15 protein-coding genes are annotated in these 12,989 nt (G+C 61.2%); 5 read left to right on the top strand and 10 right to left on the bottom strand.

From position 1 onward, the window contains the following. Nucleotides 1-10: 10 nt before the first annotated feature. The 3 genes from HW466_RS20265 to HW466_RS20255 all read right to left on the bottom strand — a co-directional run bounded on the left by HW466_RS20265 (nucleotide 11) and on the right by HW466_RS20255 (nucleotide 2,042). Nucleotides 11-739, bottom strand: coding sequence for a class I SAM-dependent methyltransferase (locus HW466_RS20265; RefSeq protein WP_059506539.1), 729 nt, complete (start codon nucleotides 737-739; stop codon nucleotides 11-13). A 58-nt stretch (nucleotides 740-797) separates the two neighbouring features. Beyond that, complete coding sequence (locus HW466_RS20260; RefSeq protein WP_151004242.1) at nucleotides 798-1,379, bottom strand: HD domain-containing protein; 582 nt, start codon at nucleotides 1,377-1,379, stop codon at nucleotides 798-800. 105 nt (nucleotides 1,380-1,484) lie between these two features. Further along, a complete protein-coding gene (locus HW466_RS20255) occupies nucleotides 1,485-2,042 on the bottom strand; it encodes a helix-turn-helix domain-containing protein (protein WP_151004240.1) in 558 nt (185 codons plus the stop codon). 327 nt (nucleotides 2,043-2,369) lie between these two features. On the opposite strand from HW466_RS20255, the gene HW466_RS20250 reads away from it, so the two are divergent. Together HW466_RS20250 and HW466_RS20245 are read left to right on the top strand one after the other, a co-directional pair. After that, complete coding sequence (locus tag HW466_RS20250) at nucleotides 2,370-3,773, top strand: HdeD family acid-resistance protein (protein WP_151004238.1); 1,404 nt, start codon at nucleotides 2,370-2,372, stop codon at nucleotides 3,771-3,773. Nucleotides 3,774-3,978: 205 nt separating this feature from the next. Then, nucleotides 3,979-4,710, top strand: coding sequence for a ribonuclease T2 (locus tag HW466_RS20245; RefSeq protein ID WP_059544200.1), 732 nt, complete (start codon nucleotides 3,979-3,981; stop codon nucleotides 4,708-4,710). Between the two features lie 67 nt (nucleotides 4,711-4,777). Here HW466_RS20245 and HW466_RS20240 read toward each other — a convergent pair whose 3' ends face one another. Continuing rightward, on the bottom strand, nucleotides 4,778-5,413 hold the full coding sequence (locus tag HW466_RS20240) for a cysteine hydrolase family protein (protein ID WP_151004236.1): 636 nt from the start codon (nucleotides 5,411-5,413) through the stop codon (nucleotides 4,778-4,780). Nucleotides 5,414-5,704: 291 nt separating this feature from the next. Between HW466_RS20240 and HW466_RS20235 the strand changes: the two genes are divergently transcribed. Further along, nucleotides 5,705-6,418: a DUF4396 domain-containing protein gene (locus HW466_RS20235; protein WP_151004244.1), complete on the top strand. Its 714-nt coding sequence runs from the start codon at nucleotides 5,705-5,707 to the stop codon at nucleotides 6,416-6,418. A 66-nt stretch (nucleotides 6,419-6,484) separates the two neighbouring features. Here HW466_RS20235 and HW466_RS20230 read toward each other — a convergent pair whose 3' ends face one another. From HW466_RS20230 to HW466_RS20220, 3 genes are all read right to left on the bottom strand, one after another. Continuing rightward, nucleotides 6,485-6,859, bottom strand: coding sequence for a copper resistance CopC family protein (locus HW466_RS20230; RefSeq protein ID WP_151004234.1), 375 nt, complete (start codon nucleotides 6,857-6,859; stop codon nucleotides 6,485-6,487). Nucleotides 6,860-6,861: 2 nt separating this feature from the next. Continuing rightward, a complete protein-coding gene (locus tag HW466_RS20225; protein ID WP_151004232.1) occupies nucleotides 6,862-7,791 on the bottom strand; it encodes a hypothetical protein in 930 nt (309 codons plus the stop codon). Nucleotides 7,792-7,897: 106 nt separating this feature from the next. Next, nucleotides 7,898-8,278 (bottom strand): DUF2946 family protein, encoded by a 381-nt coding sequence (locus HW466_RS20220; protein ID WP_081060496.1) that lies wholly within the window; start codon nucleotides 8,276-8,278, stop codon nucleotides 7,898-7,900. Between the two features lie 290 nt (nucleotides 8,279-8,568). Here HW466_RS20220 and HW466_RS20215 point away from each other — a divergent pair, with 290 nt between their 5' ends. Together HW466_RS20215 and HW466_RS20210 are read left to right on the top strand one after the other, a co-directional pair. After that, the gene (locus HW466_RS20215) at nucleotides 8,569-8,997 is read left to right on the top strand and encodes a VOC family protein (RefSeq protein ID WP_060271499.1); all 429 of its coding nucleotides are present in this window, start codon (nucleotides 8,569-8,571) and stop codon (nucleotides 8,995-8,997) included. A gap of 9 nt (nucleotides 8,998-9,006) precedes the next feature. Continuing rightward, on the top strand, nucleotides 9,007-9,408 hold the full coding sequence (locus tag HW466_RS20210; RefSeq protein ID WP_151004230.1) for a hypothetical protein: 402 nt from the start codon (nucleotides 9,007-9,009) through the stop codon (nucleotides 9,406-9,408). Nucleotides 9,409-9,681: 273 nt separating this feature from the next. On the opposite strand, the gene HW466_RS20205 is transcribed toward HW466_RS20210, so the two are convergent. The 3 genes from HW466_RS20205 to HW466_RS20195 are packed head-to-tail and all read right to left on the bottom strand — an operon-like array spanning nucleotide 9,682 to nucleotide 12,543. Then, complete coding sequence (locus tag HW466_RS20205) at nucleotides 9,682-10,704, bottom strand: RES family NAD+ phosphorylase (protein ID WP_151004228.1); 1,023 nt, start codon at nucleotides 10,702-10,704, stop codon at nucleotides 9,682-9,684. A gap of 5 nt (nucleotides 10,705-10,709) precedes the next feature. Then, complete coding sequence (locus tag HW466_RS20200; RefSeq protein ID WP_151004226.1) at nucleotides 10,710-11,645, bottom strand: sce7725 family protein; 936 nt, start codon at nucleotides 11,643-11,645, stop codon at nucleotides 10,710-10,712. A 7-nt stretch (nucleotides 11,646-11,652) separates the two neighbouring features. Then, nucleotides 11,653-12,543 carry a sce7726 family protein gene (locus HW466_RS20195; protein WP_151004224.1) on the bottom strand — a complete coding sequence of 297 codons (891 nt, stop codon included), beginning with the start codon at nucleotides 12,541-12,543 and terminating at the stop codon, nucleotides 11,653-11,655. Nucleotides 12,544-12,989: the final 446 nt, after the last annotated feature.

Here is a 12,989-nt window from a genome sequence, read left to right as displayed (position 1 = left end):
GCGTGCGGCGTTAACGCTGCGCGGCCACGATCGCCATCATCGGCCGGTCGCGTTCCTCTTCGAGCGCGGGCATCGCCGCGAGCTGTTCCGGTGTCGGCCCCCATTCGTTCAGGTGCGTGAGCGTGAAGCCGCTCGCGATCAGCAGATTCACGAGCGTGCCGAGCGTGCGATGTTGCTTGACGACGCCCGGCGCGAGCCAGTCAGTCACGCGCTCGCCTTCGCGCTGATAGCCGTCGATCGGCCAGGATCGCGCGCCCTGCGCATCGACGACGAAGCCGGGCCGGCGCGGCGCCGTGTAGATCGGATGCTCGATCGAGAACACGAGCCGCGCGCCCGGCACGAGCGCACGGTGGATCGTGCGCAGCAGCGTGTCGAGATGCGCGATGTAATGGAATGCGAGCGAGCTGTACGCGAGATCGAATGCGGCATCCGGTAGCGCGAGCGTTTCGAGATCCGCACGACGGTAGGTGATGGCCGGATGCGCGGCCATCGACGCCGCGCGCTCCAGCATGCGTTCGGACACGTCGATGCCGAGCACGCTCGCGGCGCCCTGATCGGCGGCCCAGCGGCTGAACCAGCCATAGCCGCAACCGAGATCGAGCACGTTCAGGCCGCGCAGCGCAGGCAGCAGTGCGCGCAGCGCGGGCCATTCGGGTGCGCCGTCGAGCCCCTGCATCGAGCGGTTCAGGCGGCTGTAGCCTTCGAAGAAAGCGGGATCGTCGTAGATGTTCTGCGTCATGCGTGCCTCGCGTTTCGGACGAATGCGACGCGCATGCCGCGCGGCCGGTTCCGCGAGCTTACGCGTCGTTGCCGCGTGCGTCGATCCTGCGTTGCGTGTCTGCATCGACGATCGCGCGGAGCGCGACGAACAGCGGGGCCGCGTCGGTGTAGCGCCGGCCGTAGCCGAGATTGAACGCGTAGTCGAAATCCGGCGGATTGCTGCCCTGGTTGTGTTGCAGGATCGTCTCGAGCTTGTCGAGCGCCTTCGCCGCGCGCGCTTCCGGCGATGCCGCCGCCTCGTATTCGTTCCACAGTGCGACGATCTCGTCGCGCAGCGCGCGGTCCAGCCCGGCCGTCAGCGTCAGCAGGTCGTCGCGTTCGTGTGTGCTTTTGTCAGGATGCGCGGCCTGCTCGATCGCGGGGATGTCGCCGTGCAGCGCTTCGCCGAGATCGTGGACGACGCACAGCTTCAACAGCTTCGTCGTATCGACATCGGGCAGTGCATCGGCAAACACGAGCGCCATCAGGCACAGCCGCCAGCTGTGTTCGGCCGTGCTTTCGGCGCGCCCGGCCGACGTATGGCCGCTGCGTAGCACGTCTTTCAGGCGTTCGGCGTCGCGCAGGAAATCGAGCCGCGCGTGGATCGTGTCGAGGTTCATGGCAGCGAAGTGCGTGAATCGAGCATTCAAGCGTACGACACGCCGAGGCGATGCGTCCACGCATGAAATATGCGCCGCACTTGCGGCCGGCGACTGGCGCACCGGCTACAGCGTTTCGACGAGCCGCGCCGCCGAGCCGTCCGACAGCATCATCCGCGTCCATCGGCAGGTGCTGCCGCGGATCGGCACGACGCGCGACGCATTGGCGCCGGTCGTGAATTCGACGCTCGGCGGTCCCGCGCGATCGTGCCAGCCGAGCGGGTCGAGCGCGGCTTCCATGCGGACGATCTCCGGCGACGCGTACCGCCAGAGCGACGTGCCGACCAATGTCGACAGCGGCCGCGTGAACTCGGCCGCGCGCGACGGCGAGCAGGCGAGCAGACGGTGGGTGAGGTCGCACACGAGATGCATGCGGGCCGTGCTGCCCGCGATCAGCCGGGCGAGCGCGCGGTCGCCCGCCGAATCGAGGCGCGCGGCAAGCAACCGTTCGGCCATCGCGCGCTCGTCGGCGGACATCTGCTGGATACCGGCTTCCCAGCGCGAGATCGTCGATTGCGCGACGCCGAACAACTCGGCCGCGTGGCTCTGCTTCACCCGATGCAGCGTGCGCCATCGCTTGAGTTGCGGGCCGAGCGGCGGAGTGTGAAGCGGTGAGGTGCGCATGTTCGTGTTCCGTTCGGGAGGCGGGCCACGCGGGCGCCGCATTGCGAAATCGGTGAATGGGACCGTCATTGCCGGGATGCCTGGATCACGGCGAACCTGATATCGGGTGTCCCGACTCGCCGGAATTGTTTTCGCCGAGCTTTCAACCGGCTCCACCATATCTTATTATTCGGCGAAAGCGGCGTGTGCCGGTTGCCATTGCTCATGTCGAGGGATGACGCGCCGGCCGGCATTCCCGCCTTCCGACTTCCGCATCGCACGATGCGCGGTCGGCACGACCGGAGACGCGTGGCCAGCGCGTATCCCGAAAAACGATACGAGGGCGCCATGGTAAGACTGGTCTTGCTGCTGCTGGGCATCGAATATTTGCGAACGCGCTGGCGCGGGCTGACCGTGCTCGGCTGGCTGTGGGTCGTCGCGGGCGTCGGCATCTTCGTCGACGCGCTCGATGGTGCGCTGCATTTTCCGATCGAACTGTTCGCGTGGCTGTTCCTGATCGAAGGGCTCGCGACGCTCGCGGTGGCCGGCAGCGGCGTCGGCGGGCAGCGCATCCTGCGCTACGTGAAGGGCGTGGCGGTCGTGCTCGCCGCCGGCCTCGTGTTCGCGGGCCATCATCACGGGCACTTCCTGCTGTCGATGATCTTCGGCACGCTGTTCCTTGTCGACGGGCTGCTGCAGTGCACGTCCGCGTGGATGGTGCGCTACCGCCGCTGGAACGTCGCATTCGCGTGGGGCGTCGTCGAGATTCTGCTCGCGATCTTCTTCTATCAGCCGTATCCGACCCACTATGCGGGCACCGTGCCGTACTGCCTCGGCCTGCTGCTGATGTTCGGCGGGATGCACATGCTGAGCCTGGCCGCGCGCGTGCGGTGGCTGACGCGCAACCCGGCATTCGTCACGTCGCCGGCGCCGTCGATCGTGCCGGACATCGACGCGGCGCCCGACATCCCGCGCTTCACGCAATCCGAGTGGGACGGGCCGCCGGCCGACCACGAGCATGCGCTGACCGTGCACGTGTGGACGCCGACCGGCACGTCGAAGGCCGAAGCCCAGCGCTATCCGGTGATCGACCGCTACATCGCGGCGGTGGACGTCAACGGCGTGATTTCCACCGGGCATGCGGCGCTGGAGTCGCCGGAGGGCATCTACATCAGCCTCTATCCGGCCGTCGAGATCGATCGTTCTCCAGACGAATTCACGCGGATCCTGCGCGCGACGCGCGAGAACGACGTACCGGGCCTGTTCCAGCCCGACTATGAGACCGAGTCGAAGGCGTGGTGCCCGTCGACCGTGCGCGTGCGGATCCGCAACTACGATCCGGCGAAGCTGGCTGCTTTCTGGTCGTCGTATCGGCAGAACGTCACGTACAACCTCACGCATCGCAACTGCTCGAGCACCGTGTCGAACGCGCTCGAAGCGGCACTCGACGGCGCGGTGTGGCGGCTCAAGGGCACGCGCGCCGGCTGGGGCGCATTCGTCCGGCTGCTGCTCACGCCCGAGCTGTGGGTCGCCGCGCAGATCCGCAAGCGTGCGGTGACGATGGCCTGGACGCCCGGCCTCACGCTCGACTATGCACGCGCGCTCAGCATGCTCGCCGATCCGCGGCCGTTCGCATGGTGGAAGGTCGCGCGCTCGGCGGTGAAGGCGATCATGGCATCGCGCCGCGCGTGGCGCGAGCAGGACAGCGCGGCGCTGTCGCCCGGTGGATCGGAAGCCGCGTCGGCGAAATGATCGCGTGGCGCCGGGCAATCCGGCGTCTCAGGTGCGGGAAGGCGAGCATCGGTATCGGTACCGCTGGCACCGGATCCGTGTGGCACTACGAATTCCTTCGTCTACCTTCATATTGATGCAATGTTGCGCGGGCAACAATCGAGGGCAGACATTCGACAATCTTGCGACGCATCCCGCGACCGCAAGCCTTTTCCGAGGACACGCCATGCTCAAGACGCTCGCCCGCGCCGCGGCCGCACTCGCCGTCGCATCCGCCTCGCTGCACGCCGTCGCGCAGACCAGCTACGACTACCTGTTGCTCGCCGCTTCGTGGGAGCCCGGCTTCTGCGCGTCGCACGACACGCCGGAGTGCACGAATCTCGCCGGCACGTACGCGGCGACGAGCCTGTCGCTGCACGGCCTGTGGCCGAACAGGTATGACGGCAACCAGCCGTTCTACTGCGGCGTGCCGCAGAGCGACGTCGATCTCGACAACGCGCACCAGTGGTGCAGCATGGATGCGTACCCGATCAGCAGCGCGACCCGCAACACGCTGTCGACCTATATGCCGGGCGTGGCGTCGTGCCTCGACAAGCACGAATGGTTCAAGCACGGCACCTGCTCGAATTCGGCGACGCCGGACGCGTACTGGAACCAGGCGGCCGGCATGATCAGCCGGCTCGGCAACACGTCGTTCAACGCATTCCTGCAGGCGAACGCGGGCAAGACGGTGACGCGCAACCAACTGCTGTCAGCATTCGAGGGCGCGTTCGGCAGCAATACGCGCAGTGCGGTGTCGCTGAAGTGCACGAAGACGAACGGCGTCAGCTACTTCACGGAAGCATGGATCGCGGTGAAGACGAATGCGACCACGCAGTTTCCGAGTGCGGCGTCGCTCGTGACGGACGGCAATACGCAGGGCACGTGTCCGACATCGGGCGTGTATATCGCGAAGTAACGCGGAAGGTTTCGCAAGGAGCGCCGGCCGGGAGCGTTCCGGCCGGCGTAATACAGATGACGCTTGTCTATGCGAGCAGCCGCAATGCATCCGCGAGCGACAACACCGTCGTGCGCGTCTCGAACGCCGTCGCGAACAGATGCTCGTGCACGATCTCATCCGGGTCGTAGCAGCAGTCCTTTACCGTGTACAGCCGGAAATCCGCGTCGCTTGCATGCGCAACCGACGACAGCACGACACCGGTCGATGCAATCCCGACGAGGATCAGCGTGTCGATGCCTTGCGCGACGAGTCGCGGCTGAAGATCGGTGCGGAAGAAGACACTCGCGCGATGCGCGACGGTCAGCGGTTCGTTGTCGAGCCGGCCGAGTTCCGGGCATGGGCCGTCGTCGATGAACCGGCCGAGCTGCTTGATGCCTTGCCCGTTCTTGTTGCGCGGGCTCACTTCCGGATAGCCGGGGCTGAAGCGGAGATTGGCGAAACAGACATGGATGCCGGCGGCGCGCGCTGCATCGCACAGCTTGCGTGTGTTGGCGAGGAGGGTGGGGGCGACCGACGGGAATAAGCCGAGGATGTCGGTCTGGTAGTGCATGACGATCAGCGCGGTCTTGGCCGGCAGGATCGGCGGAATCGGTGTGTGCGTGCGGTTTTCCGCATCGGCGTGATGCGTTGTTGCGAGATCTGAAGCGTGTTCCGGTTGCATGACTGATGCTCTCCCATGAGTCATTTCGGCGTTTTCAGAGAATCGAATCGCTCGTTGGATGATGTTGATTATTCAAGCGTGAGCGTGTTGGAACTCCGGCACTATAAACCGGCTGTCTCGTTTCGGCGCCACCCGGGCCGAGAATGTTGTGCTCGTCTTCGACGATCGGCTTGCGCCACGGCGCGACACTCGGCCGGTGCAGCGATCAAGCGAGAGACGGAAAACACCGGCGCTCCAAAGGGAACGCGCCTTGCTGGTTGCTTGGCATTTGACTCGCCGGCAGCAATCGAGATGAACTACGGAACCTTCCCATCGTGGCTGAATGCGCTTTCGGTTACATGGATCATTTTGGGTGCGATCTGTGCGGTTGCGATCGTCATTGACGAAGTTCGACACCCGCAGAAGATGTGGATCATGAGCGTCGTTTGGCCGCTGACGGCGTTGTTCGGGACTGTCTTGTGGGTCGGCGCGTACTACCGCTGGGGACGAAATGTCACCGGCGCGGAGCACAAGACCGACGATCAGCCGTTCGCCGCAATGGTGATGAAAGGCACGAGCCACTGCGGCGCGGGCTGTACGCTGGGAGACATCATCGTTGAGTGGTCGACTTTTGCTTTCCCCGCGTTGGCGGTCTGGTTCGGGTGGCACACGGTGTTCAATGAAAAAACGTTCGCCGTATGGATTCCTGATTTCATCGTCGCCTTTCTGCTCGGCATCATCTTTCAGTACTTCACCATCAAGCCGATGAGAGGGCTTTCGGTCCGCGCAGGTCTGGTTGCGGCCGTCAGGGCGGATATTGCGTCGATCACTGCGTGGCAGGTAGGCATGTACGGACTGATGGCGATCATCCAGTTCATGTGGTTCAAGCCGGCTTACGGAGGAATCGCGAAAGTCGCGAGCCCGGAATTCTGGTTCGCCATGCAGCTGGCAATGCTCGCAGGATTCGCTACCAGTTATCCGGTTAACTGGTGGCTGATTAGTTCGGGTGTGAAGGAAAAGATGTAACTCTGCCTCACGTTACGTTAGCGACGACGGTAATCACGATCGCTGCGGAAGCCGTCGCCGGGTTCATCATTTCACTTTGAACGAATAGTCGCCGTGCGTGCGATGTCCGTCCGACGCGACCGCGACCCAATGCACCGTGTACGTGTCGGGCGGTAACGTCGGCAGCGCAAGATGGATTGACTTCCGGTTGTTCGGATCGACCTCAGCCTTCGCGGTATTCATTTGCGTGCCATTCGAATTGCTGACGTTCAACGAGCTGAACGCAGGTTCGAGCGGCCCGTCAAACTCGATTGCGACCGTTGTGGGCGCCACCACTTCGGCTCCTGCCGACGGCGACTGCTTCTGCGGAAACACATGGGCGAATGCCGTCGACGCGCTCAAGATGCCGGTCGCGATCGTCGCTGCACGCAAGCCGTGGCGATATCGGTTGAATGTCGGCATGGCTATTCCCCTTTCCCGAAAAATGGCTTGCCAAGCGAGTTGGGCATCACGTCGTCCAGAAACAGGTGTGCCTGAAGCAGGATCCCGACGCCCTTGCCGCTTGCATGATTGACAGGAATCACGGCTTCCACGCCAAACTGGCCCCATCGATTGAGCCAGAGCAGGCCGGGATTGACGCTGCCGGTCGTGTGTCCCGAACACGGACCGCCGGTACAGGTGCTCATCGGGAACTCGACGACCGGGATCAGGTTATTGAACGGCGCCTTGAGTCCCACATCCTGCACGAAGTTTTGCAGATACGGCAGGCTGTATTGCACGGTGACGCCCCAACTCAACGAATCCGGATCGGCGCTGTTCATCGTCAGGCGCGGACCGAGGGTTCCGGTGATCGCGAGCGGCTTCAGATACTTGAGGCTGTCCGGCAAATCGCCGAATCCCTTGCCGACATAAAGCGTCGGCGTAATCGCGGAGTGTGGATCGGCGACCGACCTCGCTCCGGTGCCGCCCAGTTCCGCGACGGCGCCCACGGAAGCCATGAACTCGTGCTTTTCGTTCACGTAGAAGCGGTATTTGACGCCGAACGCGAAGTTGTCGAATCCACGGGCCGATCCGCCATTCGGCGCGTTGATATTGAAGTAGGTTCCCACCACTGAAAGGGCGAAATTGGGCGTGATCAGCTTGTCCCATTCGAGAGACGTCGTGTTGGTGTTCTGCTCGTCGCCATCGTCGGTCAGCGATTTGCCGTGGCCGAATTCCAGATTGATTTCGTCGCCGACGCCCGGGTCGTCGACTGCCATCGTCGCCGGGAAAACACGGTTGCCGGCAATGGCGTGCGCGGATGCAAGCGAGGGAAACAGAAGCAGGGCAGCGATAGTCGCCGGCGCAATCAGGGCGGCAAGTTGCACGTTGCCGCGTGCAGGAATGGTGCGCATGATTCGATCCTTGTGTGAGGCGCGTGAATGTACCCGCGCGCCTGTCGAAGGACGCGCGAGGACACGGCGATGCAATGACACTTGCATCGCGGCAGGGCTGGCTCAGTCAGGATGAAAATGGCGGCGCACGCGGCTGGGCCGCAGCGAAGTGGAAAGCGCTTGGAGGTGTTTGAAACGTGGTGGCCGAAGCGGGATGAACGCCCCAATCGGTCGGTGCGAATGCCGTGGCCCCGCCAAGTAGCGCGGGCATGTCGGCAAGCAGACCGCAATACGCGCATGCCTGCCAGTGGGCCGCCTTCTCGGGCAAGGGCGACGGGTTGGGAGCGGTGTTGTCGGCGCCATTTCGCGCGGTACAGAACGCCCCGGATACCGCGTCGAACTGGTGGTCCGACGAAAGGCTCTGCGATATCGTTGGCGCAAGCGCCGCCATCAGGATTGCAAGCAATCCCAAGATGCTGCCCATCTTCCTGCGAAACAGAGCGGACATAACCTTGGCGGAATCGCGCACCGGACGGTGCGTTGCCGGGAGTATGGCACAGGCGTTGGATGGCTCGGATGGGTAAGCACCCTACTTGTGCGTAGGCATCGGGAGATGGCTGGCGTTAGTTCGCGCAACTCGCTAGTGTCTGATTTTGCGAAGTGTGGCCGGTTGCCGGAGACGACAGACGGCAGTGGCGGGCCAACAGGAGACGTTCGATCGAGCCAGCTGGCACATGAAAACCACGCCGTCGGCTATAGTTGGACACGCACATCACCCAGCCACCTCGAAGGACACCCATGATCGACCACGTCTATATCTCGGTCACCGACATCGACAAGGCGATGACGTTCTATTCGGAAGCCTTGAAGCCATTAGGCTGGAAAGTGTTCGGCAATTACGACTCCGCTTCGGGCCCGGACGGCGTTCCGGATCTTTACGGAATCGGCGACGATGTCTACGGAAGCGGAAAGGGTGTTGGATCGAGCATCTGGCTACGCCAACGCAAGCACGGCGAGACCGGGCTCTACCTCGGGATCGTCTGTGACACGAATGAATTGGTCGACGCCGCATACGCAGCAGCCATCAAAGCCGGCGGCATCGATGAGGGGAAGCCCGCGGATCGAACCTATTTCGCGCCCGGATACTACGCCGCCAATGTTGCCGACTTCGATGGCAATCGTCTGGAGTTCGTACACAAGGCTTGGAATCCCAAGCGAAACGCATAGCCAAGCATCATGTCAACCGAGTGGAGGCACCGCGTCAGACTGTTTATCCAGCGCTTCTGGCAGCCGACCAGTGCGTGCATGACCTGCATGCCGGGGAGCTGGGGAAACATCATGAGCGCTTCCCACTGGATCATTGCATTTCAGACAGGGCTGCTTACTGGAGTCCTCGCGGTACTTTTGACTTTCACGATTGCGGCGAAGCTCTACGCGCATCGATACGGCAATGCACTGCTCGTCGGCATCCTGACGACGTTGGGTGACGCGTACTCACATACGAGTCATTACCGTATCCCTTATGTCGAGCACATCGTGACGGGGGTCATTTCAGGTCTCTTGACGCTTGCGGCGTCGTATCTCTTCGAAGACCGCGCGCGACGCCTTCGGGCGGTGTGGGCTCGGGTTTTTGGATAGTCGTGTTCGCTGACTTTCTGAACCTGTCGGGCTGAACGGCGCGTACCGCAGCCCGTCACCTCAAAAATCGACCTTCCCGTATAAGTCGTCAACCACTCCTGCGCCAGCGTCCGCAGCACTCCTGCAGGAACTGATAGGGAACGCCTTCGGGGGGGGCGGGCTGGGCGAGGTCGCTCCACGGTTGATGACCGAGTTCGGCCAGAAGGCCCCAATTGTTTGGCGCCATCCTGATGTGCGGCCAGTGTCAATTGAGCGATCAGGGGCAGAGCCTCCTTAGGCGGCAGCTACTTGGACCGACACCTTGGTCACGTTGTATAGCGTCACGCCCCCACCAACCGCCTGTGCTGGATTAAACAACGCGAGATTGATACCGTCGCTTACAGAACTGCGATAGACGACTCCGTCGAAGCCGCTCTTCTTGATGAATTCACAGAGATACTGGCTCGGAATATAGTCGATCGCTGCACCCGCCGGCTGAACCGGTCGCGTCAACTCCTCACCCAGACGTTCAAGAAAAGGTAAGTCTGCACGCAGTTGGCCAATCTCACTTGCGTCGGTAAGAATGAATGGTGATACGAGCTTGCGCGGATTGCGCAGGTCAACAGCCTTGATTTCGGGAATCGTGAAATCAGCGACACAAGCAAGCTCACCAGTATGGGGCCTTATCTCAGCAACGGCCGTATCGGGAAGTGATCCGAGATAGAGATAAGGAATACCTGCCGGATTAGCCCTGCCATGTGACGAGCGCCGCTTCGGTGGTGCCCCCATCTCCTCGACAGGGAAGATCTTATCCTCGGTACGAATTCGCGCGCGATACCACCGCCGAGGTAATGTTGGTGCCAGGAGCATGTCAAGCAGCTGGCGGAGACGATCTAGGTCAATGGCAACATCGAGAAACCAACGATTGGCATACATCATCTCGTCGCGTAGCTTATCCCACTGCGCGAGGCCTTCGCTAATATAACTTGCCGATGGAGCGAAAGTGCCCCGGACAATCTCGCCGTCATCGAGAATTTCGCCGAGAAGTTCTTTGGCGTGCGCAACGTCCATGCGCTGATGACTGAAGAGCTGCCAGTCGTCCTTCATCCATTCGACCAGCGACTTCCCATCCTTACTCGGCTCGTAGACATTAACTAGCAGCTCGAAATAGTTGGCGAGCTTGCTTGGCTCAACGAGCTGAGTATCAGTTGTCCCGCAGAAATCGCATGTCCCATGACCAGGATCTAGCGAAGGGAAAAGCTGATCTCGCAGTGCGTGATCATCGAAGCATTCCGGGCAGCAAAAACGCATTGCCATGTGGCTCAGTCAAGATAGTCGGCAAGCGTCTCGATGTGATGCTTCATCGAGAGTTTTTTGACGTAGCCAAGACCGGGGAAATGCCCCTTAGCGTGGAAGTCACGGAACTCCTTGATCGCGTCGGTCTCAAGGATATGGGAGGTTCCGCTGTCCAATTTCGCTATCAACTTCGTCAAAGCCTGAGCGAACTTGCCGGCAGGGTCAGTCGGCGTGTCCTTCGTGTCCGAGACGAAGTGATAGATGTACATTACATCGTCCTTCTCAGGATTAATGAAGGTTAGGTGGATTGCTACGGCATAGGCTGGACCTCCGCCCTCGCTGTAGACGTCGCCGACGATCAGAAAATCGCCAAAGCCCGCCATGCCGAGGTCGCCATAGGTAACGTGGAGATCAGAGAACTCTTCCATCTCCGGATAATCGGCATTGCGCAACCGCTTAAATCCGTCCCGCACGAGAATGCGTGTGCTTTTATCGAAATGTTTCCGATAGAGCAGTTTGGCATGATCTTCGATGAAGACGTTGGTGAGACCGGACATGCCGTCCTCCAGTGCGGCCGCCAACGCCTTGGGTTCAGTGAATCCCGCGTGAATTAGAACAGGGTGATGATCGGCATGTTGGTCATAGCAGCGCATTACCTCGTCGACCGTCATGTCACTGCGCAGCAGAATGCCGGCACAAATATTGTTAACGCCCCTAAAGTCTTCTTGTAAGAGGCCGGTGATGCTCGCTCCGTTTTCCTGATGGTCGCCGTGATAGGGGTTCACGATAATAGTTGCGCGTCCACCGACGTCGCATAACACACTCAAGGTCCTCTTAAGGCCGCCGAGCGACTCGCGTACTGGTTCAATCACAGGTACGAAGTTCTTGTGGGCGAGCAACTTCGCCATCTCGCGGATCGTGATTAGCTCGAATTGTTTTCCGCGGAAATAGGGATGGTACATACGTCGATCAGCTCCAAGTCATGGCCGCGAGCAGCGGAGTCGCTATTGCCTCAATCAGTCTCGAATGATCAGAACGGCGCACGGATACCGACAACGCCGCAGCCTGCAAAGACCGAGGCAAACTATCGACAAGGTCGCCGAGGGGTGCAAGATCGCGCGTCCGCTTGAGCGTCCGGACCATCTCGACATGTAGCGCAACCGGGTCAAGCTTGGCAAAGAGGTCACGCATCACGGCGTGCTTCTGCGTATTGGGAACCTCCGGTACTGTTACACCTAGTGCCTGCAAGATTGAGATGCCCTCGGCCATGCGCAACGACTCGAATACAGTCACCGGACAGATTCGCGCTGGACAGTCTACGGCTTCGCGCACCAGCGCGATCCGGTAGCGCTTGGAAAGGCACATCACCCCAACATCGTCCGGAATCGTGTCCAAGATGCCTTCGATATGGCTTTCGCTCGCGATTACATTTACTTTAGCGAAAACTCGCTTATAGTTTCCGACCTGGTTCACAAGCCGCGCAAGCGAATCCCGCTCCGACTTGATCTCATAGACAGTCGCGGTGCCATTCAAGATGACGAGATCAGCCTTGCAGTTGCCGACACGAAATTCATTGAGCATGGAGGCGGTGCGGAGCGAATGTGTCCCCATCAACACTTTCTGACTGATCGCCGCTCGATAGATGTATTCGTCGCGGTGACCCGCGATTTTCAAAATATCGAATGCGGAATCGAAGGTGTCGCCGACAGTGGCGTACGGACCAACATGCTCGATCAGATCGGTCTGCCCGAGCAGTCGACGAAACAATCCGGACCGGCCATTCTTCGCCATTTCACGGAAAACGGCAGCGGAAAACAGCCGAGTCAGAGCGGAAAGTTGCGCTGTGCTGTAGGTCTTCATTCCCCCACCTGAGCCGTGCAGGTTTTTTTTGTGGGCATCCTGTGTCCTCATTACCCTGGAGCGCTGACGCCCACGTACTTATACAAGTTTGTTCCAGATACGCCATAACGACGAGCTACATTGGCTACCTGAATGCCAGCGCCGCGAATACATGGAAAACCAACTTGCCTGCTGCGCTGCCTGTCTCGATCTTTGCCGTCAAGCTATTAAAGCCCACACGTTGCTGCTCGGGTCGATGACGATCTGCACGAAGTCGCACAAACTGAGGCCAAGTCGATCCGATTGCCGCAAGGGTATCTCCAAGTGTGCGGTGCCTTCCGGCATCGCTCTAGCTCCGGGCTGGCCGCACTCTTACCGGTGGCAGTGTCCTCGCAGATCGCCGCATACCCGGCCTTCTCGAGCGCGTCGGGCTGCAAATCTAGGTGCTGGTCATCGTTCGATGCGCT

This window comes from Burkholderia territorii (genome assembly GCF_902833055.1).
GTDB lineage: Bacteria > Pseudomonadota > Gammaproteobacteria > Burkholderiales > Burkholderiaceae > Burkholderia > Burkholderia territorii.
Note: the sequence above shows the minus strand (reverse complement) of the source record. Positions and strands in the feature narration are given on the sequence as shown.